Below are 20349 nucleotides of genomic sequence, written 5' to 3'. Positions count from 1 at the left end.
GTCACGGCTTGCCCAATCAGATTTAGATCACGAGTTCTGCTGGTGAGGATGGCTGTGGACGCATGCGTTTTCCATTGCTTTTATGTGCTCATAACCATATCAAGAATGATATAGTGGATCGTAGATACAATATCCCTTCTTTAAGCTCGCTTGTTGCATTCGAAGCGGTTGCTCGTCTAAGGGGTTTTGCACGCGCTGCCGAAGAGCTTAATACATCGCAGCCGGCAATCAGCCGCCATATACGCAATCTAGAAATCCGGTATGGTGTCGCGTTCTTTAATCGCGATAAGAGCCCTGTAGCCCTTACCTCCAAGGGCAGCCAGTTCTACGCCGGTGTTGTTCAGGGCTTTAATGCTTTAGAAAATGCGATTGAAGATTTGAAACAGGTGGACAATCGGGTCACGCTGGTTTGTTCGCACTCTGTCTCGCACCTGTTATTAATGCCTCGATACGGAAATCTTCGCAACGCCTTAGGAAATGAGGCCGAACTGCGGATCATGACAGCCGAATACAATCTGATTGAAGCGGCCGTGGATACTGGTGGCGATATTGTCTTCGAGTATTCTGAAACAGAGCCCGATACGGAACATGTCCTGGTATGTAAGGAACAGATAAAACCGGTTGGTACGCCTGAAATGGTCAGGAGAGCGTTAGACGCTTTGTCGGGAAAGTGTGAAGCACCGCCTCTTCTGCGGCTACAGAAAGAAAACTTCGGCTGGGTGGATTGGATAGATTGGTGGAGGGCACACCCAGAATACGCTGATTGGCCGATTTCAGAAGAATTCGACAGTTATGTCTATCTTTTGGAAGCCGCGGCTTTGGGTCAAGGTTTGGGTTTGGGCTGGCGAAGCTTTGTTGATCCGTATCTGGCGCGTGGCGATTTGGTAGAGATGCCAGTCGATTGGCATTCGACATCCACAAAGGTCTATGCCCGGCTAACGCATTTTGGGCAAAAAAATCCCGCGGCGAGAAAATGTTTGTCTTTGCTGGCCAATCTTCAATGCGAGTGACCGCGAAACACGGCTTTTCTCCAGTGTAGACGATGTTTCCGACCCCGCTGACATTAGTATTCGTTTTCTTGGTGCTGCTCTATCTGGCCGAGAAGACGGACAATAACGAGAATCTCTCTTTCTGGATTGCGGTGATCCCGAAAAATGCTCACGCAACGGTAGTTCATGCCCGATGCAGCATCCGTGGCTAAGGGCTCATCGCGGACCTCGGAGGCAGCACAGCATGCTGTGATAGAATTTTCCGGTCGACGCCGGTTTGTCGTTGTGACCGATCAGGGATTGTCACTTTGTTTCGTTGGCTGACCGCAGGTGGGACAGTGATCAACCTGTGACATCGTTTCGGCATGCACGCGGTTGCGGATATGATCCGCAGCGCGGCGCGAGAGACCCAATTGCTTGCGAACTGCGTCAATTTCTTTCTCATCGGCCTCGCAGATATCGCCGTCTACCAACGCCTTTCGAAATTCACGTTCCAGGCTGGCCCGTCGGCGGTGCAACTGGTCGTTTAGACCGCTTGCTATGATCCCTGCTGGCAATGCAGCCATTCCAATGCCAATCACTGTGATCGCAGCGCCGAAGATCTTACCGGCAACTGTCACGGGCGTTACGTCGCCATAGCCGACGGTTGTCAATGTCGCCATCGCCCACCACATCGCCGCCGGGATTGAGCCAAAGGCTTCTGGTTGCGCCTCGTGCTCTGCTAGCCACGCGCCACTTGCAGCAAAGATCAGCATCACCATCAGGATGAAGAAACCCGCAAAAAAGGCGCCCGCTTCTTCCTCGAACACCGCAAGCAGCATGCCGAGCGCGGGCGAGTACCTTGTGAGTTTGAGCAAGCGCAACATGCGGAAGGTTCTTAGCAGCCGCAGGTCAACCGGAAAGAGTAGGTAAAGCAGCGCTGGGAGTATGGCCAATAGGTCGATTATTGCGATTGGAGAAACGGCCCAGGATGCGCGCGTTTTGTAGTTTGGGTTTTCTGTCGCAACCCACAGCCTCGCCGCGTACTCCACCACGAAAACGAACAATGAAAGGCTTTCGAACAGATTGAGTGCGACCCCCCAGCGGTCATAGATTGAATCGACCGTTTCAAGGATAACAGCGGCCACGTTCAGCGTGATCAGAGCGATTAGGGCGAGTTCAAGTACCCAAGGGCCGGTCGCAGCACGATCTGGGCGCTCGAGCCACCAGTACACTCTTTTTCTCAGGTAGTTTGCACCTGTCACAGCTTCAGTCATGGCGAAGCTTCGCTCTGGCGCGCATCAAGGGAATCGCGATTTGAGACAGCAAAGCCGTGCCCCAAATCAGATTGCCAACCAAGGAGGGGACATGCGGGACAATATAGAAACAGGCGATTGCCAAAACGATCCCAAACACCCGCACATCCCAACGCCCGAAATCTGAGGCCACACGGTGTTCAATGACGTTCTGAAGTACCCAAAGCATGGCGATGTAGCCTGCAAGGCCGAAACAGCCAATGGCAGCGTATTCTGTTGGGTACGGCTCCCAAAACCCGACCTTAACCTCGGCTGCAAGGGCCACGCCGACCATCACGCCACACAACATCAAGACCAGATGAGCAAGCCACCAGATCACCAAGGTCGAAACCTTTTTGTCTTTGGGTTTGGCGTTGCCAACGAAGTCGAAATAGATCCAACACATCACGAACATCGAAACGCCGCCAATTACAAAGTTGACAAGCACGTCGGGTGAAACTTTGTAGATGCCTTTCTCGGACAGTGTGACGACCAGTTTGAAAAACCCTTCACCCAAAACGATCAGCGTCAACAATGCAAACCGCTCTGCCATATGGCCAAGGCGCGGGACGAACCGTTCAAAGCGCAGAACAGTAACGCCGGGGATCATGTACATCGCCTGCGTGGCAACCATCGCGGCAGCAAATGCCCAATAGGCAAGCGGTTTAGGCAGAAACGCCGTAATGGCAAAGATCACTGCAAAGCCCGAGAAGTTGCGGATCTGTGCCGCCGACATCGAAACGCCCGAGGAATTGGTTCGCTGAGCACGGAAATATAGCGCGGCGATCATGGCTCTGTTCGCGGCAAACCCCAACGCGAAGAAAACCCAGCCCTTGGCGTCGATGGCGGGGATGGCGGCGGCCATGAACATCACCGTACAGATCATCACGGCCATGATCAGGCGATGCCAGAAATCGGTGCTGACGTAGATCGAGTTGAAAATACTGAGCTCACCCCACGCGTACCAGAGCGTTATGAAGACACCGGCGAACACAAGAAACCCATTCAGATCGAGGTGGTGTGACAGGTAGTTCCCAAGAAGGAAGATCGTTACAACATGGATCAGGTCATAGAACAACTCGGCCCAGTGGACGTGGTCGTGAGTGTGGTCGAGGTCTTGATGATGTTGCGGCTTCCGCCACATGGGGTGGTTATGCAGTGCCATAAATTAGGGACCCTTCAAAATTCCAAGGTTGTAGTGGTCGGCAAGCGACCACCCCGATTGAGTGTTTTTCTGTAGGATGAAGGTTGTCGTGGAGACCCTCGCCTTGCAACCCTGCAAGGTTTGTTCAGCGAGGGCGCACTGGAATTTCCAGTCCGATCGTGTGGTGATCATGCCGGAAATGCCCGGCATTCACCGCTTCAGCTTCCCTTCACATCGCTCGAAAACCGCGCTGCGTTTTCCTTAGCAAAGGCGCTGGCATCTGCGTTGGCATCCCAGAATTGGGGGTTGGCCTTTGGGATGGTCAACGCCCGCTGCACGGCCGGCCGGGCGTCAATACGGTCGAACCAGGCGTTCAGATGCGACAGGTCCGACACATCTACCCTTGCCCAGACATATGCACGCGCCCAGGGGAACAACATCATGTCAGCTATGGTGTATTCGTCTGCAGCAATCCATTCGCGCCCGTCCAGACGAGAGTTCATCACCTCCATCAAGCGGCGGCTTTCGTCCACGTATCTGCGGATTGAAAAGGGCTCTTCGTGGCCATTGGGTGCTGCAATGTGCTGGAAATACATTGCCTGTCCCATCATGGGGCCTACATGGCCGACTTGAAACAGAACCCATTGCATCACCTCGGACCGTTTTACTGGATCCGCAGGCAAGAACTTTCCGTATTTCTCGGCCAGATGCCACAGGATTGCACCGGATTCGAAGATGGCGCGCCCTTCCGAACGATCCTCGATTGTTGGGATCTTTCCGTTAGGGTTCAGCGCCAGATAATCCGGCGCCTTTTGTTCCTGCTTGGAAAAGTTGATGTGAGTCAGGTCGTAAGGGACGCCTGCCTCCTCTAGAAAGATAACCGGCTTGTACCCGTTCATCGTTCCCGCAGTGAAAAGATGGATATCAGGCTGGGACATGTTCAACCTCGGTAAATGTGGTTTTCAGGTGCGTGTCAAATCGAGCGAAATCGGCCTCGATTTCCGGGTTCTTCATAACATCAAATGCAGCAAAAGTCGGAAGGGGCTGCATGGCAAAGAACTTGGCGTTCAAGTGCATCGGTGCTAGTAGGTCGTCGACGCTGGCACCCGCAAAAAAGGCTCGGACGCACCATCGAACGCTTCTTTAGGGGCGTTGAAGGTAACCGACAGCATGTATTTCTTGCCATTTAGCGTGCCGCCGGTGCCGTAATTAACCTTGGGTGAGTTAGTCGTTCGACTGTCGCCTGCGCACATACGACCGTCCATGCCGGCCGAATAAACCTCATCCATGTATTTCTTGAAGATCCAGGGAACACCCATCCAGTTCACCGGGAACTGCATGATGACGGTATCGGCCCAGAGGTGCGCCTCAACCTCAGCATTCGAGTCATAGCCGTCGGCGACGGTGGTCGCGCGAACATCGTGACCCATTGCCGTCAGCATGCCGCGCGCCCGGTCGGTGAGGCTGGCGTTCAACTGTCCGGGGGCGAATTCGTAGGGCTGAGTACCGTTCACGATTAGGATTTTGCTCATGTCCTTATCCTATTTGTGCAATCTCTGAACCCTTGACTTTCAGCGGGTTCAAATAGCATTTGAGAGTGTAGGTATGAGAAATCAACTAGTATACTTTTGGTAACCTAGTTGTCTGAGCTAAAGGACGATGATGCGGGCGCGAGTTAATGAAGATGCCAAAGGGCGCCGACTTGTTTCAGAGGCGTGTCATGAGCCATGTGCAATCGAGCGCGGTATGCGGATCATTGGCGGAAAGTGGACAGGTTCGATCTTGTGGCATCTTAGGGATGGACCTGTGCGTTTCAACGATCTTTCGCGCATGATTGGCGGGGCCAGTAAGAAGATGATTGCCGAGCGGCTGCGCCAGCTAGAAGAGCAGGGGCTGGTGAACCGATACGTGATGGATACCGCTCCGGTTTCCGTGCAGTATTCTATCACTGACCTTGGCCGCACGGCACTTGGGTTTCTCGACGAATTGCGAAAGTGGAGCGAGGAGCTGCCTAACGGCTTAGCGTGATGACTATAGTCTTTGTTCAATGATCTGAAAGCTAGAGTTTTTCTGACCGCGCACCGAATGAGGGTGTCACCAATCTGCGGATGAAGTGACAAGGTTACTTGGAATAGTAATCCAAGGCTTTGCTTTCCCGAAGAAAGTAGTACGAACAAAGTTCTGCTGGCCGTTCAGTACCGTTTGAACCGACAAGTGACGTAACAGCTGTCCCGCAGGCAACGAGTTTTATTGAACTAGGTTCTGTCATCCACAGCGAACGGCTGCTTTGGGGGCCGCACCGCGGCTGCGGCTTTGCCAAGTAAGCGGCGGCAATGACCAGTAGATATGCATTGCGATTTCCGCTTTGTCCGCGAAGCAGACATTGAACAGAGTTGCGACGAATGACCGATCTGCGGACAATACTGTCACTCGCCTGTTGAGGGTGGATGACCACAGGCAGCCCTAAGCGGACATTCATAACTAGACTTTGCAGTTTCCACGACGCGTGGCTAGTCCGAACTAGGCCTGCCGAGGCAATTCTATTCCTTTGACCCAAATCACAGTGTTTCAACCAAATCCAAGAAACCACTGAATTATGAACGCGTTCGCAAGATCGACAAAGAAAGCTGACACCGGTGCTGTCAGACGAATTCGAACCAGTCTCAGTTTGCCGCGGAAACCGCAAACTTATCCGGAACAAAGTTGACGCCACTCGCTAAGAGCGGCGGCGCGGGTCAGCTTGAAGGTGTCTCGACTGGCTAGCGATCTTTCCCGGTTGAAGTGGTTGTAGACGGAGGAATGGACGGCAGCGAATTTCTGTAAACTTCGCATGCGCCTGAAACGTTGCATTACGCGTTCGCGTCGTCGAAACGGTAGGTGCGAATTCTCAACCCGGTTATTGAGCCACCTGCCCGTCCTTTGTTTTTCGAGTGCACCCAGTTCTCTGAGCGCGGCTCTGTATGAGGCGAAGCGATCCGTGACGACGGTTTCCGCTTTGCCGTGTCGCTTCATTAACTTCTTGAGGAATTTCAGTGCTGCCTGCTTGTTTCGGCGTTTGGTGACAACGGCTTCCAGTACCTCGCCTTCGTGATCAACGGCCCGCCAAAGATAATGCCGCTTGCCATTCACCTTCACGAAAACCTCATCCACGTGCCACTTCCATTTGGAGAACGCGCGCAGGTGCTGAACACGCTTTCTTCGGATTTCAGCAGCAAACATAGGGCCAAACCTGTTCCACCAATATCGGACAGTTTCGTGGCTCACGTCGATGCCTCGCTCGTGCAACAGATCTTCGACATTCCGAAGCGAGAGCGGGAAACGGATGTACAGCATCACAGCCAAGCGGATAACCTCGGGACTGGTTTTGAAGTACTTGAAAGAGGCAGGTCTGGTCATGGACAAAAGCTACGCAACACCCCTGCCCCGCTCAAGCAAAGTTCTTCTGACAAGGCCCTCTGTCCAAGAAAGAGATCAAGTGACAACATACTGCTTTCTACGCCTTGCCGAGGTTTCACAGTAGGGAAGCTGCTAGTCAGCGAATTTAGAGCCTTGTCCAGCAAGGCAGACGTTGTCGCCTTGTAACCTTGGTTCGGCTCTCCGTCCCAAGGCAAGAATCTGAAAAAGTCCGGGAGACCTCTGCATCGGGCCAAAAACAGACCTGTCGTTCCAATGCAATCTCCAACACACCGGCTGCGAAACGGCTACTGCCTGCTACTACTGATTTACTATTGAGTGGATAGGGCTATCCATATGCCGGCAAACATCAGCGCACCGCCAATATTCACCCATGTATGCCAAACAACATACCGATAGGGCATAGTTTTTTGTGCATAAAACACCGTTCCAACGACATAGGCGGTGGAGCCAGCCATGATGCACCATAGTGTCATGATGGGTATATTCGTGAGGTCAGGTAGGGCACTCAACCCAATTGCGCCCAGCCCAAGATAGGATGCGGTTGACCATCGGGACTTGACCGTTTCGTTCGTTATCTTGTTCCAGACGGCCACAGCTGTCAGCCCCCAACAAATCCACAGTAAGGCCATCGTCCATGTCGTACCTGCCAAGACGAAAAAAGGTGTGAAGGTACCCGAAATGCTTGGATAGATCGCGGCGTGATCAATGCGACGCAATAGTGTGCGCCCTTGGTGCCAGGTGGAAAAGTGATAGGCCAAGGATGCTAGATTGGATGACAGCGCACAAAGCACGTAAACCGAGACCGCAAGAACCAGTTTAGGTTCGAGGCCCAGGATTGACTTAAAGAGAAGTAACCCACCGGCAGTCAGGATCGCCAGCAGCCCGATCGCATGGACGGCAATATCGGCATGGCGGTGCGATTGGACAGGGCTTGGATACGTCGTTTCAGTCATTTTGGTTCCGGGCAAAGATAGGTCTGGCGCTACATCTAGAAACGCGGTGTGTCCATGGTTCCGACGCGTCAGATCTCGGCGCTACGTCAAATGACTGCATCGTCCACGAAGTAGTTTTCAGACGTCGGGCTGTGAAACCCTGGAATGAAACGTTTGCGACCTGCTGCACAAGCAAAGGACCGAAAGTTAACCAATGACCGATATTGGCTCTTTCACCCAGTCTAGGGAAGTCGCAGAGAAAGTCGGCATCGAGCCCACAGCAGTCAATTGTCTTTTGGCTAGCAATAAAACTAAAATAGAGCCTTTGCTTCGAAACGTTTTAACGTTGGACGAGCGACTTTCATTCGCCGCTCAGAATGCGTCTGTTCAGAAAAGAGACGACTTAACTCCGCTTCCATTGGCGTAGAAATTAACTCGACGCGATGAGGATCAAAATAGTAGCTTTCCGACCAAACACCTGAAGAAAGCAATAGTTCATGCTGGTCAAACATCAGGTGAAAATACTCAACCGGCTCGGCGCTACGGTTTCTATAGATCGTGTCCTCGTTGCAAAGGTGTTTTGCAGCAACAAGGGCTTCATCCAACCCGAACAATAGTTCGGCTTTCCAACCAGATAACAGCACTCTGTGTTCAGGTGAAACTCGTAGCTCCTGAGAATTACCTAGAGCCCCTTTAGCAACAACGATGGGGGCCAGTTTTCCAATTGCGGGAACCATGACTTTGCCGATCCAACGGATCTGCCGTAAGCCGTTGTCAAGCGTGAGAACATAATCACCAACTTTCAAATCCTCTACCGGTCTAGGTCCATCGCGAGTTTCAATTGTTGAACCTCGAACGAAACAAGGTATAGGCGGAGGAGAAACCGCAGTTCCAATATTGAAATTTTCGTTGTTAAACGGTGTTCCGCTATCGAGATCGCCGTCCCCGTTGGTGTCCAAATCCGGACGAGACCTTGCTATAATCGGGTCAACTGGGTTGCCGCCACTATCAATGAATGTTTCATCAATCGAGAAAGCTAGCGTGCCACTTATACTCGAACCAAATTCCGGATCGTCCAGCGAAACATCATCATTGGTTGTGAAAAACGAGTCGCCTTGTTCCTTGGCACTGCTGTTGGGGCCGCCGGTCTCCTTAATCTTCGACCCGTCGTTCACATCAAGGTCGTATTGAATTCCGTCTCGAAAGACGGAGACACGTGTAAAAATAATCTGACTAAAATCGAGTTCGCCATCCAATGGGGGGCCTTGTATATCGCCGCTTACAATATCGATTTCGATCAAGTCGGTAGCTTCGAAAGTAAAGGATGTTGACAGTTTAGTTGAACCAGAACCAACGTCATCAATCGCATCGACAAATGCTACCTGCGAACCAGTAAAGTACAGCGTCGTGACTTGATTGGCGCCCAGTGGTGTCGGAAGCGCACCGGAACCGCCAGTGTCATATGTGAAACCACCGCCTGGATTTTGGTTCCCTCCGCCATCGTCAGTGATCCAGTTGTCAGGGTCCCCAATGAGTTCCAGCAGATTCTCTCGAAGAACTTCCGGAGGTTCTGTATATGTGTTTCCATTCAAGGCAGTCGTCGGGTCAAAGACCATAAAGTCTTCATCCCCCGGGATCGTCACCGCTCCGTTTGTCGCGTCCAGACCTGTCCCATCTAAGATTGGACCTCCGTCTACACCAACGTCTTCATTTGAAATGACCGAGATGAACCCGTCGGGATCTGGAACGACCGTTGTACCATCATACGATCCCTGTACCGCCCAGAGTTGCTCATTGCTTTGAGCCAAAAGGCCTCCGCCGCGGAGATACTCAACCGATCCGACTGGATCTCCCGAGGGTGACGAGCCATCTACTATTTCCGCTTCAGGTCCACCTTGAAAGAAAGGCGTCATATCGATGGTGAGAACCTGACCAGCCGGAATGTCCTCTGTTACTGTCCATTCAATGACCTGTTCGCCAGGAACAAACTCAGTCCCGGTCCACTCTGTGTCAGTAAAATAGATGACTTCGCCGGCAGAAATTGTCGCTGTCGTTAGAAAAGCGACATTTTCGTTGTCGGCATCCCAACCGACAAATACGATATCACCAGCGTTTAGCGCCAATATTTTCCTCTCGGAGAAATAACTTATTTAGATACAATAGCATTTGAATTCGTCAGGTAAGACCGCCAACGAACCAAACTTCCAGAGTGTTGCGCAACGCATTCACAATTGCGAAAGTGAAAACTTGGTCGCTAAGAATTGTTTGGTAGGAAAAGGAGTACTTCGTCCGCATCTCGGAAGTCACCATGCTTGGAGTTGAAGGTCTGCTTTGGGATGCAAGCAGGCGAAGGCCGCCAAAGGGCGAAAGTCAGCTTTGTCCGCGAAGCAGACATTGAACAGAGTTGCGACGAATGACCGATCCGCGGACAAAGCGTCCGTATAGCCAAGACTGCTTTGTTGTTTTTTTCACACTTTCGGCAGGTATTGATCAAGCACAGCGTCTACCAGACCTTCTTGCAACCGGTACCCTTTCTGCTGGTCTACTCGCAGTATGTCTTCCAATACTACAAACTGTTCCATGCCTGTTGTCATGGCCAAACGAAGAGTCAGGTCATCGTAATCGCTCTGTTTCATAGAGCCACGAACGGGTGAAAGGGCCTCGCCAAATGCTGTCACCCTTCTGGCACCGCGCATTTTGACAGTACTGTCCTGAAGTGATGCCCTTAGAGACTCAGCCAAAAACTGACGGAAGTACGCCTCATGTTCGCGCGAGAAATCCAGATAGTAGCGCGCCACAGCATGCACACGGCTTCGTACATCCTCAAGACCTTCCAGCAGCACAGCAGTTGGAGTCACCTCTAAGTCGAGGGTCGCATCCAGGGCCAAAACGCCGGGGTCAGAGAAGTACCGATATACCGTCGCGCGGCCAATTCTCGCTCGCTCTGCGACTTTAGCAAGGGTCACGTTTTCTCCTTCGGACATGAGCTCACGTGCCGCCGTCAGCAATGCTTCTCTTGTTCTGTTCTTTTGATTGGTTCGAGGAGCCAAATCGCGCGTCCTTAATGATACACTTGTCTCATGAAGAGATTTATGTATCATATAGCTACATTCATCGAAGTAAAGGGAGCCAATGAAATGACAGAGTCTCGCCCACGCAAATATCACCTTCTCGGTAATCTTCTGACATTCCACGCGTTTCCCGCTGAAACCGGCAATCGCTGCACCATCGTCGAGATCAAGACCGCCCCAGGTGCAGGCGCGCCACCCAACCATCATGCTGGGGAAGATGAAAGCTTCTATGTGTTAGAAGGTGAGTTTGAATTTTTCCTGAACGGCGAAACAAAAAATGTAAGCATCGGTGATTTCGTGAAAGTCCCGGACGGCGCCGTGCATGCGTTTACCTGTGTTGGGCAAAGCCCAGGTCGCTTATTGTGCATCAATGCCCCAGGAGAAATGCACGATACATTCTTCACCGAAGCGGGTGAAGCAATGCCAGACGGTACCACAGACATTCCTGCTCCCGATGGGCCACCCGACATTCCGGCCATCATGGCGGTAGCCGAAAAGGCAGGTATGACAATTTTGGCGCCACAAAATGCGCCTGCCTGAACTTCATCTTCGAAACGGGAGCCCGCAAATTAACGTTTCTGTAACGAGTTAGAAAAATGTGGCAAACCAAACACACGGAACCGCACTGGCAACGTCCGCAATGGGCTCGGAGCGGACCTTCGCTGCAGTTGGCCCTAGCGGGGTGCTGTCAGACGAATTCGAACCAGTCTCAGTTTGCCGCGGAAACCGCGAACCTATCCGGAACAAAGTTGACGCCACTCGCTAAGAGCGGCGGCGCGGGTCAGCTTGAAGGTATCTCGACTGGCTAGCGATCTTTCCTGGTTGAAGTGGTTGTAGACAGAGGAATGGACGGAAGCGAATTTCTGTAAACTTCGCATGCGCCTGAAACGCAGCATCGCACGTTCGCGCCGTCGGAAAGGAAGGTGCGAATTCTCGACGCGGTTGTTGAGCCACCTGCCCGTCTGTTGTTTTTCGAGCGCGCCCATTTCTCTGAGCGCAGCCTTGTAGGAAGCAAATCGATCTGTGACGATCTCTTCAGCGCGACCGTGCCGCTTGATCAATTTTTTGGGGGATTTCAATGCTGCCTGCTTGTTTCGACGTTTGGTAACAACCGCTTCCAGTACCTCGCCTTCGTGATCAACGGCCCGCCAAAGATAATGCCGCTTGCCATTGACCTTCACGAAAACCTCGTCCACGTGCCACTTCCATTTGGAGAACGCGTGCAGTTGCTGAACACGCTTCCGTCGGATCTCAGCTGCAAACATTGGACCAAACCTGTTCCACCAATATCGGACAGTTTCGTGGCTCACGTCGATGCCTCGCTCGTGCAACAGATCTTCGACATTCCGAAGCGAGAGCGGGAAACGAATGTACAGCATCACCGCCAAGCGGATGATCTCGGGACTGGTTTTAAAGTATTTGAATGAGGCAGGTCTGATCATGGGAAAAAGCTACGCAACCACCCTGCCCCGCTCAAGCAAAGTTCTTCTGACAAGACCCGCGTGGTCACTGCGAGCGTTCAATTCTTTGAACCAGGCCAACTTCTTAGTCTATGACCTAGCTATATCAGATCCTACTTCCAAACGTAGTTCCGGGTTTACACTACAGCCGAATGCTAATTTCGCTAGGAATTGGCTTTGAACGGGCTCCCGGTGTTCCGACAGAACGACCGGGAGCCCGGGAAGGCTCAGCCGTGTCGCGCTTCGAGATCGCCGGAACGCAAGGGCGTTATGCGTGGGATCAGCATGGGAACCATCGCCTGGTACGCGCGATACGTATCGCCAAACTCGCGCACCAGAGATCTTTCTTCGAACCAGAGGCCAATCATCACGTAAACCGTCATCAGCCCGGCAAAGAGCGCGTGACCAACCGTCATGTGCGGCGTGCCGAGTAAAACCAGGATGACGCCAAGCTGCATCGGATGGCGCACGAAACGGTAAAGTCCGGGCGTTTTGAACTGCGGTTTGGGCATAGGTTGAGCGCTGTTTGCAGTCCAAATCTGACGCAAACCAAACAACTCGAAATGGTCGATCAGAAAGGTGGAAAGCAAAACCAGAAAAACACCCAGTGCGCAGATGCCATATGTCAGCCACGCTAGGGCACCATCGACGATCCAAATCGTTTCGGGCAGCGGGCGCCACTGCCACATGGCCAGGATCACAAACAGCGCCGATTGCAGCACATAGGTGCTGCGTTCTGCATCCGCAGGAATGATCCGCGTCCACCAGGATTTGAACGCCTGTCGCGCCATGAGGCTGTGAAAAAAGCCAAAGAGGAAGATCAGCCCGACATTGATGACGACGGCGACGGGCCAGGCGGATGCGGTCCCATCGTTGATCGCCTTCGGAACGGGCAGTTGCAGGAGAAAGCCGATCATGTACAGAAAAGCCACATTGAAAAGTACATAGGCAGCGGCGCCATATAGGATCAGGCCAGGGCGGTTCATTAGTCAGGCTCCAATTCATTTTTGTTTCAGATGATCCCTGTTTGCCCGAGCCTGGTGATGCGAAGCTTGGTCCTTTCATGGAGGTTTTCTGGTGATTTTCTGAAGACCTGACGATTATGTGCCATGGCCACTGCCAAAGCGCTTTGTTTGGACACGAAAACAGCGGTATATTGGCGCCGCGAATTGCGTTCACGCTTTACGAAAAAACTGAATTCGCGCAGAATTACCCTGTGAAATATGCATTTGATCAATACGTTCTGGACGCAAGCCGCCTTCAATTGACGCGGGAAGACGTTCCAATTGCTACCGAGCCGCAAGTGTTTGCGCTGCTTCGGCATCTCATTGAAAACCGTGACCGTGTCGTGTCGAAGGACGAGATTTTTTCGATTATCTGGAAAGGCAGGATCGTTTCGGATGCAGCCCTAAGCAGCCGGGTCAAAGCAGTCAGAGCGGCCATTGGCGATGACGGCGCGCGGCAGGCTTTGGTCCGAACAGTGCACGGGCACGGGTTCCAATTTGTTGGCACGGTCGAGGAAACGCCTGACAAGACCGGCTCTGCAGCGGTTTTGTCGCAACCATCCATTGCCATCATGGCAACTGCAATGTTGCATCCAACAGATGCTCAACGGACCTTTGGTGAAGGTTTAGAGGACGATATAAGCGCAGCCATTGGTCGGGTGGGAACAATTTATGTTGCGCGATGTTCTGGTCAGAATGACGCAAAGCAAGCGGCCGAGGAATTGGGTGTCCGGTACGTGCTTAGCCTCAAGCTGCGATTTGCGGGGAATGCATTTCGCCTAAATGCGTCTTTGTTGCATGCCGGACGGCAAGCAGAGGTTTGGGCAGATCGTTTTGAAGGGCAGCTTGACAACCCTTTTGAGGCGCAAGACCTGGTGGTTGCGGCCATTCTGGGCCGCCTCGTCCCGAATATCATGATGGTTGAAGTGCAACGCGCCTTGGCCGAGGCTGACTTGTCGGATGCCTATCATGAACTCCTGCGAGCGACGCCGCTTTGCATGCGGATGGACGCGGATGACAATCGGCAGGCCGTGGTTCATTTGCGACGTGCATTGGTATCAGATCCCGAACATGCCTTGTCACATGCCATGCTAGCGTGGTGTCTGGGACAACAGGCGATGTCCGACTGGGCCCCTGACGGACCGGCTGCGCTTGCAGAGGCGATGGAACATGGCAAAAGCGCACTTGACCTTGCACCCCGCGATGCACTGGTTCTGACTTTCGTAGCTACGGCCGAGGTGGCTGCAGGGCAACATACAGCAGCGCGCCACCACCTTGAATCTGCCCTTGCGCTGGACCCAAGTCTGGCTTGGGCCTGGGCAATGTTGGGGGCGGTGGAAACCTTTGCCGGGAACATGAATGAAGCAGTCGCAAACTACGAAAGAGCTTTGCGTCTTAGCCCACATGATCCGATGCGGTTTAGCTATTACTTTGGCATTGGCGCCGCCCGATACGGATTGGGCGAATATGAAGATGCATTATCTCTGCTTGAACAAGGTTACATTGAAGCGCCCGGCTCTACATGGGCACCGCGACTGATCTTAGCCTGTGCTGCCGAACTTAACCTGACCGACAGGATGCATACCATGGCCGCAAAAGTCCGTAGCGTGAGGCCGGATGCCACAGCCGAAAAGCTTGTGGCAGCAAGTGTCGTGAAAGATCAGGCATACCGTGATCGCATGCTCAGTTCATTTCGCAAAGCAGGTTTTTAAAACTCAGATCCCGCGCCTACGGCTCAAGCGACCTTTCTGTTTGGTTGGTACTGTTTCAGGCGCGCAATTCGCGTATCGCCAAACCCACGCAAGGAGACTGTCTCGGCCTCACTGAGTCTGAAATCGTCGATCAGTTCGTCGCGCATTGAGTCGCATACCGTGATCTCCATGGGGTCGGACTGAGCCTGCAAACGCGAGGCCATGTTCACCGCAGGGCCAAAGACATCATAGACGTATTTCTGAACACCGACCACCGAGCCTACGACAGAGCCGCTGGCAATGCCGATGCGAGCGCGCCATGTGTGCGGGTGCGTTTGATTGCGCCGCTCCAGAAAGCGCATCATTTTGGCGGCGACCCGCGCAGCTGAAAGCGCGTGATCTGGCGTGGAGTGCGGCAATCCAGTCACCGCCATATAGCAGTCTCCGATGGTTTTAATCCTCTCGCTGCCGTGATGCTCACCAATCTGATCGAATGCTGTGAAAATTGAATTCAGTTCGGAAACGGTTACATTCGGATCGCCAGCTGCGGCCATCTTGGTAAACCCGACAAAATCCAGCATGATGACGGTCACCGGCTCGAACAACCGTGGCGTGACACATCCGAATGTCATGAACTCCTCGTAAACCGATTTTGGCATCATGTTCAGAAGTAGTTTTTCAACCCGCCTGTTTTCCCGCTCCAACTCGCGGGTTCGCTTGTCAACCATGGCTGCATAGCTATCGATCATGGCTTCGGTCTCGCGCAAGCGTGAGATGTTGTGGCCTTCAATGATAATCAACCTGTTGCCTTCGTGTTCCGCTTCATGGGCACTGAGTTCAACGACCAAAGTCCGATGTTTGACTTTTGTTCGAACCTCCAGTGCTTCTCTATCTGGCAGGTCTTTTAAGGCGATAGACGTGTCCAAACTCAAAACTAGACCCTGTGCCGCGTCAGTGAACCATGTTTCGAACGTTTGGTTCAGCGAAACGATGACGCCGGTGTCGGCGTCGACGATACAGATTCCAACATTTATGGAGCCAAGTAGCCTTGCACTAATATCCTGGATTTGCATGGAATTACCTAACAATTAGCGAACGGCGCGCTTCAACGGCGCTCAGTGTTTTGGAAAGATCGTCTGGGGCAAAACCTGCTTCGGTCAACGTTTCGTCCAAAAGCGCTATGACTTCATCGAACTGCACATTTGTGACGGTCAAGTGATGATGCGCGCTCGCCAATCGCTGATCCGTGTACTTAGCAGGTCCCCCAAGAATCGACGCGAAGAATTTAGTCTGATGATCAATCAGTTTAGCCATGTCGACGTCGTCGAAGAATGGGCCAACGATATCGCTGTCCAGCACCCGATCATAGAAATTGATGATCACCGAATGCAACGCACGCATGCCGCCATATTTGTCAAAAAGCGGGAGTGATCTTTGGTGTTCGGACTGCCCTAGCATGTAATGTCTCCTGAGAATGACTTGCCCGGCGAATTCCCGCCGGGCTTATGGCTTTTCATGCTCTGTGAATGATGATCTCGGCGTACTCGGCCGGAACAATCATCGCCTGAGTATCGGTCGAGTGATTGCGCGCAACAGCGATCAGGTCTGCTGCGAGTTGCGGTGCGCGCTCGCCGACGACTTCAAAGGCTTTGTGCATTGGACCGTATATTTCGCGCCACCGTTCCACCCAATGTTGCGGCGAACGTTCACGGAAGGTGAAATGGCGTTTGGTGATTTCAATTTTTTGGGCTTGTGCCCCAAAAAGCTCCTGCAAACGCGCCCTGGTACCCCACTCCAACGGAGAACGAACGCCCGAAACCGGTGGCACATGGCGTCCGATCGTTCGAAAGACTTCGCCTATGAAACTTTCTGGAGTCCAGTTGGCGAGACCGATGGTGCCTCCGCTGCGGCAGACGCGCAGCATTTCATCAGCTGCCGCCTGTTGATTGGCCGTGAACATGACACCAAATGTAGATGTGACATGATCAAAAGACGCCCCCTCAAAAGGCAGGTCTTCTGCGTCGGCTTCCCGAAATGCAACGGTTAACTGCTCGGCTTTGGCACGGGCGGCACCCGCGCGCAACAGACTGGCAACATAGTCTGTTGAAACGACATTGCAGTGTCTACGCGCTGCGGCCAGGGTTGCGTTGCCATTTCCGGCTGCGACATCCAAAACGCGGGCGCCCGGTCGTAAATCCATCGCTTCTGCAAGGCTTTCACCGACAATTTGCAGGGTCGTGCCTACGGCGGCGTAATCACCCGACGACCAAGTAGCGTGTTGTTTTGACTTTACTGCGGCCAGATCAGGCGCGGTAGCAATTGAGGCGGCTGTGTTCATGGTCTGTCTCCACTGATTTCGCTTTCAATGGAAGAACTTTTGCCAAAAGTCGGGGTTTGAAGCTTGCAGAAGATCTGTAGAATTTCTGGAGTTTTCTGCAGGTTTGTCGATTTGTTGTTGTTTCGATTGAGATCGGTGGGCTCCTCGACGTACGTGGCGCCTTATCAAGTTGAGTTCGACGATTGCAGCTTACAAATGTCCGCTATACAGGTGCGGGTGCAACGTCCGGATAGAGTGTTCAGTCCCTGCAACGGGCCGTTCCTCCTTGAGCCAATGTCGGATTTCCGCAGATTCCGGCTGATGCTGCAGTAGAAAACGACGTCGCCTTTGGGCTCGGAGCAGACGTTCATTCAATCTAACCGAACATCTGCTCTGCGGACGAAGCCGCCGTCTGGACTTTTTACCAAATATGACAGCGCAGCGGCGAAACCGGCTGTCTTGCCGCAGGCTCGACCGCGCGACAAGCATCAGCGCAGCGGCACTGGCTCCGGGAAGGTCCACGATCCGTTCTGTATCTCCTCGCGCGGCGCGTACATGCGGACGAGATAGTTCCAGCCTGGCGTGACTGGGATGCAATTTGCCCGTCCATCGGCGCAGTCGCCAAAATGCACGGTGTGTGAGCCGTCGTCATTCGGTTCGGCGGTGAAGTCGTTGTAGCTGTTCACGCCGAGGTCGTTGGCCTCCAAATAGCCGTCGGCGTTGTACACCGTGATGGACCAGAATGCATCGACCGGCACATCTGCCACGGTCACGGCGTGCGGGATCGTGCCGTCATTGGCGTTGACGCTGGCGAACTCGTACATGGCCGCGCTACGAGGTTGTCCGCCCCAACCCGCCGCGGCGCCGATGAGGTGATCGACGGGCCGCGTTTCCTCCTCGCGACCAAAGGCGTAGGATGCGTCAAAGCCAAGAGCGGCAACTTCGCTGAGCGCGCTCCGGATGGTCTCCAGGTCTTCCAGATTCCAGTCCGGTGCTTCGAAAGGACCGGTACCGCCGCCGCTCACCTCGATCCCGTCCTGCGCGGTGTGCGCCTCGGCCACGTCCTCCGGGCTGCTCGCATCAGCAAAGGTGCGGAGAATGATCGCAGCAAAGCGGGTTCCGACGATCTCTTCGGTCAGGTCGTAGGTGCCGGGCTGGTCCTCCACGAACATGTAATGATCCTGGTTGACCACGTGCATCGACATGAAGCGGCCCCCGGCATCCGGCAAGGTGATGCTGACGGGCTGAGACAGGTCGAGGATGATGCCAGAATAGAGCGTGTCCTGATTTTGACGGATAACCGTCTGGTTTTCCGGCGTCACCGGGTCGCGGTCATGGTACAAGTCTCCGACATCGACCCCTTTAGATGCGATGAGCCCCCGGAAATAGGTGTCGGACTCGGCGCGCGCGAAATTCGTGACCGTGACGTCCTCGGCAATCGCCGGGAGAGGCGCCAGAAGTGCGAGGCAGATGAGAGCATGTTTCATCGCGTCGGTCTCCCTTTTCATGTCACTCGACCGGTGTTGGCTGGGGGAAAGACCACGATCCGTTAAGGATCTCGGCCCCGGGCTGATACATCCGAACGGTGTAGTTCCAGCCCTCCATGATCGGCAGGCAGTTCATGCGTCCGTCCTCGCAGTCGCCGAAATGCACCGTAACGCTCCCGTCCTCGTTTGGCGCTCCAGTCACATTGTTGATGGAGTAGGCTCCGGCATCGTTTGCCTCCATGTAGCCATCGCCATTGTAGAGTGTGATCGACCAAAACCCGTCGACCGGTACATCGGCCGGAACGGTCACCGCAAAGGGGCGTAAGGCTTCAGTGGGGTCGCTGTTGAATATCTCGTAGAACGCCGCGGATTCGGGGTTGCCTGCCCAGCCGATGGCGGTTCCCAAAAGATGCTTGACCGGATCAACCTCGTCCTGTGCACCGAACATACCACCCGACCCAAACTCCGGAGGGACACTTGCGGCCAAGGCAAGTAACTGGGCGCGCGTCTGGTCGAGCGAGACCTGGTCCCAGTTAGGGGCGTCGAAACTCCCAGCGTCGCTCTGATCGACCTTGATGGCATCCTGCATCGCGTTGGCCGCGATGACGTCCGCAGCATCCTCGGGGTCCATGAAGGTGCGAAAGATCGCGAACACATAACGAGTGCCGACACTGTCCTGATCAAAGGTGAACGTGCCTGCCTCGTGTTCGATGGCTACGACGTAATGATCCTGATCGAACACGAGCATTGACTGGAAACGCCCCTCGGGGTCCGGCTTGGTGATTGTCACGGGCTCCTTCAGATCGAACACCGCGAATGAGTAAAGCGTGTCGCGGTTCAGCCGAATGATGTCCTGTTCTTCAATCGGAGCCGGTTCGCGTACGTGAATGAACTGCCCCAGCCCGCCCTGTGCGACGTAGCGAGCGAAGTACTGGTCGGTTTCAGCGCGGATGAAGTTCAGGACATGCACCGGGACCGTGTCGCTTGCCAACGCGGGAGTGGCGACTAAAGCGAGAGACGCGAACAGCGCGGATGCTTTATCAAGAAATTGCATGGAGAACCTACTCTAGATGTTTACAGTATTGAATGAGGAATGACGATGATGCCGCTAGCTTAGCCGGGAAGGCAACGACGGCATTGATCTGAATCAGGCCGATTTATAGGTGTGGATTTCGCGCTTCGCTATAGCTTGACCGAATGCGATGTCTCTAACGCCATGACCATTCTGGAGGCTCACGCAATTGGTCTGCTTCGGGCTGATTGTGTTGAAAAACTTAACCCGCGAAATTCGCGCCAAAATTTTGGAACAACGTCCCTCCGATTTAGCCCTCAGGAAACTACGTTCGAAAAAGTAGGCTTTAGCGGGAGGATGTTCTCCAAATTTGATCGCCTCGGTCCTCACACCGAGTTTTTCAACACAATAAGCTCGATGCGGATGTTGGCCGAAAATTCGCGAATGCCCGCAGGGCAGAATTGTGGGAGTTTTTGAATGACTGCTCTAATGACGATAAGGCCACTGAGTGGCGAGCGATTTTGAATGGCATGAAAATTCGGAAAAGCGTG

The 20349-nt window shown here is 53.5% G+C and carries 20 protein-coding genes; 4 read left to right on the top strand and 16 right to left on the bottom strand.

Translation table 11 applies throughout. The features are described 5' to 3' along the window. Positions 1-62 precede the first annotated feature (62 nt). On the top strand, positions 63-1010 hold the full coding sequence (locus ACXAH8_RS06290; protein ID WP_475216917.1) for a LysR family transcriptional regulator: 948 nt from the start codon (positions 63-65) through the stop codon (positions 1008-1010). 272 nt (positions 1011-1282) lie between these two features. Here the strand turns inward: ACXAH8_RS06290 and ACXAH8_RS06285 are convergent, their stop codons facing one another. The 5 genes from ACXAH8_RS06285 to ACXAH8_RS06265 all read right to left on the bottom strand — a co-directional run bounded on the left by ACXAH8_RS06285 (position 1283) and on the right by ACXAH8_RS06265 (position 4939). Beyond that, positions 1283-2245 (bottom strand): ion transporter, encoded by a 963-nt coding sequence (locus tag ACXAH8_RS06285; RefSeq protein WP_475216915.1) that lies wholly within the window; start codon positions 2243-2245, stop codon positions 1283-1285. After that, positions 2238-3428, bottom strand: coding sequence for a low temperature requirement protein A (locus tag ACXAH8_RS06280; protein WP_475216913.1), 1191 nt, complete (start codon positions 3426-3428; stop codon positions 2238-2240). The genes ACXAH8_RS06285 and ACXAH8_RS06280 overlap by 8 nt, the downstream gene beginning before the upstream one ends. Before the next feature lie 197 nt (positions 3429-3625). Further along, positions 3626-4345, bottom strand: a complete 720-nt coding sequence (locus tag ACXAH8_RS06275) for a glutathione S-transferase family protein (protein ID WP_475216912.1) — start codon at positions 4343-4345, stop codon at positions 3626-3628. Next, positions 4332-4457, bottom strand: a complete 126-nt coding sequence (locus tag ACXAH8_RS06270; RefSeq protein ID WP_475216910.1) for a hypothetical protein — start codon at positions 4455-4457, stop codon at positions 4332-4334. Before ACXAH8_RS06270 ends, ACXAH8_RS06275 begins: the two co-directional genes overlap by 14 nt. Before the next feature lie 32 nt (positions 4458-4489). After that, a complete protein-coding gene (locus tag ACXAH8_RS06265) occupies positions 4490-4939 on the bottom strand; it encodes an NAD(P)H-dependent oxidoreductase (protein ID WP_475216908.1) in 450 nt (149 codons plus the stop codon). A 214-nt stretch (positions 4940-5153) separates the two neighbouring features. Here ACXAH8_RS06265 and ACXAH8_RS06260 point away from each other — a divergent pair, with 214 nt between their 5' ends. Continuing rightward, positions 5154-5435 (top strand): winged helix-turn-helix transcriptional regulator, encoded by a 282-nt coding sequence (locus tag ACXAH8_RS06260; RefSeq protein ID WP_475216906.1) that lies wholly within the window; start codon positions 5154-5156, stop codon positions 5433-5435. 660 nt (positions 5436-6095) lie between these two features. Here the strand turns inward: ACXAH8_RS06260 and ACXAH8_RS06255 are convergent. From ACXAH8_RS06255 to ACXAH8_RS06240, 4 genes are all read right to left on the bottom strand, one after another. Next, entirely contained in the window at positions 6096-6803 is a 708-nt protein-coding gene (locus ACXAH8_RS06255; protein ID WP_475216904.1) for an IS6 family transposase, read from the bottom strand. A gap of 329 nt (positions 6804-7132) precedes the next feature. Then, positions 7133-7777 (bottom strand): PAQR family membrane homeostasis protein TrhA, encoded by a 645-nt coding sequence (gene trhA / locus ACXAH8_RS06250; RefSeq protein WP_475216902.1) that lies wholly within the window; start codon positions 7775-7777, stop codon positions 7133-7135. Between the two features lie 290 nt (positions 7778-8067). Next, positions 8068-9879, bottom strand: a complete 1812-nt coding sequence (locus ACXAH8_RS06245; RefSeq protein ID WP_475216900.1) for a Hint domain-containing protein — start codon at positions 9877-9879, stop codon at positions 8068-8070. A gap of 345 nt (positions 9880-10224) precedes the next feature. Further along, complete coding sequence (locus ACXAH8_RS06240; RefSeq protein WP_475216898.1) at positions 10225-10806, bottom strand: TetR/AcrR family transcriptional regulator; 582 nt, start codon at positions 10804-10806, stop codon at positions 10225-10227. 30 nt (positions 10807-10836) lie between these two features. Here ACXAH8_RS06240 and ACXAH8_RS06235 point away from each other — a divergent pair, with 30 nt between their 5' ends. After that, positions 10837-11367, top strand: a complete 531-nt coding sequence (locus tag ACXAH8_RS06235; RefSeq protein ID WP_475216896.1) for a cupin domain-containing protein — start codon at positions 10837-10839, stop codon at positions 11365-11367. Between the two features lie 194 nt (positions 11368-11561). Here the strand turns inward: ACXAH8_RS06235 and ACXAH8_RS06230 are convergent, their stop codons facing one another. Further along, a complete protein-coding gene (locus tag ACXAH8_RS06230) occupies positions 11562-12269 on the bottom strand; it encodes an IS6 family transposase (RefSeq protein ID WP_475216893.1) in 708 nt (235 codons plus the stop codon). A gap of 245 nt (positions 12270-12514) precedes the next feature. After that, positions 12515-13273 (bottom strand): methanethiol S-methyltransferase, encoded by a 759-nt coding sequence (gene mddA / locus ACXAH8_RS06225; protein WP_475216891.1) that lies wholly within the window; start codon positions 13271-13273, stop codon positions 12515-12517. A gap of 230 nt (positions 13274-13503) precedes the next feature. On the opposite strand from mddA, the gene ACXAH8_RS06220 reads away from it, so the two are divergent. Further along, positions 13504-15003, top strand: a complete 1500-nt coding sequence (locus ACXAH8_RS06220) for a winged helix-turn-helix domain-containing protein (protein ID WP_170768791.1) — start codon at positions 13504-13506, stop codon at positions 15001-15003. Between the two features lie 23 nt (positions 15004-15026). Here ACXAH8_RS06220 and ACXAH8_RS06215 read toward each other — a convergent pair whose 3' ends face one another. The 5 genes from ACXAH8_RS06215 to ACXAH8_RS06195 form a co-directional block, all read right to left on the bottom strand. Next, positions 15027-16055: an adenylate/guanylate cyclase domain-containing protein gene (locus tag ACXAH8_RS06215; protein WP_475216888.1), complete on the bottom strand. Its 1029-nt coding sequence runs from the start codon at positions 16053-16055 to the stop codon at positions 15027-15029. Positions 16056-16059: 4 nt separating this feature from the next. Beyond that, on the bottom strand, positions 16060-16440 hold the full coding sequence (locus ACXAH8_RS06210) for a group I truncated hemoglobin (RefSeq protein ID WP_170768789.1): 381 nt from the start codon (positions 16438-16440) through the stop codon (positions 16060-16062). A 55-nt stretch (positions 16441-16495) separates the two neighbouring features. Next, a complete protein-coding gene (locus ACXAH8_RS06205) occupies positions 16496-17182 on the bottom strand; it encodes a class I SAM-dependent methyltransferase (protein ID WP_475217011.1) in 687 nt (228 codons plus the stop codon). A gap of 605 nt (positions 17183-17787) precedes the next feature. Continuing rightward, positions 17788-18786 carry a DUF1214 domain-containing protein gene (locus ACXAH8_RS06200; RefSeq protein ID WP_475216886.1) on the bottom strand — a complete coding sequence of 333 codons (999 nt, stop codon included), beginning with the start codon at positions 18784-18786 and terminating at the stop codon, positions 17788-17790. Between the two features lie 22 nt (positions 18787-18808). Further along, positions 18809-19840, bottom strand: a complete 1032-nt coding sequence (locus tag ACXAH8_RS06195) for a DUF1214 domain-containing protein (RefSeq protein WP_475216884.1) — start codon at positions 19838-19840, stop codon at positions 18809-18811. Positions 19841-20349 lie beyond the last annotated feature (509 nt).

The sequence above is a fragment of the Ruegeria sp. ABV3_008 genome (assembly GCF_056161185.1).
This window is presented reverse-complemented; position numbering and strand designations above follow the sequence as displayed.

What these genes read in the sequence shown, in the direction of transcription:
- ACXAH8_RS06290 (WP_475216917.1), top strand. Translation starts at nt 63, where the DNA reads ATGCGTTTTCCATTGCTTTTATGTGCTCATAACCATATCAAGAATGAT.
- ACXAH8_RS06285 (WP_475216915.1), bottom strand. Translation starts at nt 2,245, where the DNA reads ATGACTGAAGCTGTGACAGGTGCAAACTACCTGAGAAAAAGAGTGTAC.
- ACXAH8_RS06280 (WP_475216913.1), bottom strand. Translation starts at nt 3,428, where the DNA reads ATGGCACTGCATAACCACCCCATGTGGCGGAAGCCGCAACATCATCAA.
- ACXAH8_RS06275 (WP_475216912.1), bottom strand. Translation starts at nt 4,345, where the DNA reads ATGTCCCAGCCTGATATCCATCTTTTCACTGCGGGAACGATGAACGGG.
- ACXAH8_RS06270 (WP_475216910.1), bottom strand. Translation starts at nt 4,457, where the DNA reads ATGCAGCCCCTTCCGACTTTTGCTGCATTTGATGTTATGAAGAACCCG.
- ACXAH8_RS06265 (WP_475216908.1), bottom strand. Translation starts at nt 4,939, where the DNA reads ATGAGCAAAATCCTAATCGTGAACGGTACTCAGCCCTACGAATTCGCC.
- ACXAH8_RS06260 (WP_475216906.1), top strand. Translation starts at nt 5,154, where the DNA reads ATGCGGATCATTGGCGGAAAGTGGACAGGTTCGATCTTGTGGCATCTT.
- ACXAH8_RS06255 (WP_475216904.1), bottom strand. Translation starts at nt 6,803, where the DNA reads ATGACCAGACCTGCCTCTTTCAAGTACTTCAAAACCAGTCCCGAGGTT.
- trhA (WP_475216902.1), bottom strand. Translation starts at nt 7,777, where the DNA reads ATGACTGAAACGACGTATCCAAGCCCTGTCCAATCGCACCGCCATGCC.
- ACXAH8_RS06235 (WP_475216896.1), top strand. Translation starts at nt 10,837, where the DNA reads ATGAAGAGATTTATGTATCATATAGCTACATTCATCGAAGTAAAGGGA.
- ACXAH8_RS06230 (WP_475216893.1), bottom strand. Translation starts at nt 12,269, where the DNA reads ATGATCAGACCTGCCTCATTCAAATACTTTAAAACCAGTCCCGAGATC.
- mddA (WP_475216891.1), bottom strand. Translation starts at nt 13,273, where the DNA reads ATGAACCGCCCTGGCCTGATCCTATATGGCGCCGCTGCCTATGTACTT.
- ACXAH8_RS06215 (WP_475216888.1), bottom strand. Translation starts at nt 16,055, where the DNA reads ATGCAAATCCAGGATATTAGTGCAAGGCTACTTGGCTCCATAAATGTT.
- ACXAH8_RS06210 (WP_170768789.1), bottom strand. Translation starts at nt 16,440, where the DNA reads ATGCTAGGGCAGTCCGAACACCAAAGATCACTCCCGCTTTTTGACAAA.
- ACXAH8_RS06205 (WP_475217011.1), bottom strand. Translation starts at nt 17,182, where the DNA reads ATGGATTTACGACCGGGCGCCCGCGTTTTGGATGTCGCAGCCGGAAAT.
- ACXAH8_RS06200 (WP_475216886.1), bottom strand. Translation starts at nt 18,786, where the DNA reads ATGAAACATGCTCTCATCTGCCTCGCACTTCTGGCGCCTCTCCCGGCG.
- ACXAH8_RS06195 (WP_475216884.1), bottom strand. Translation starts at nt 19,840, where the DNA reads ATGCAATTTCTTGATAAAGCATCCGCGCTGTTCGCGTCTCTCGCTTTA.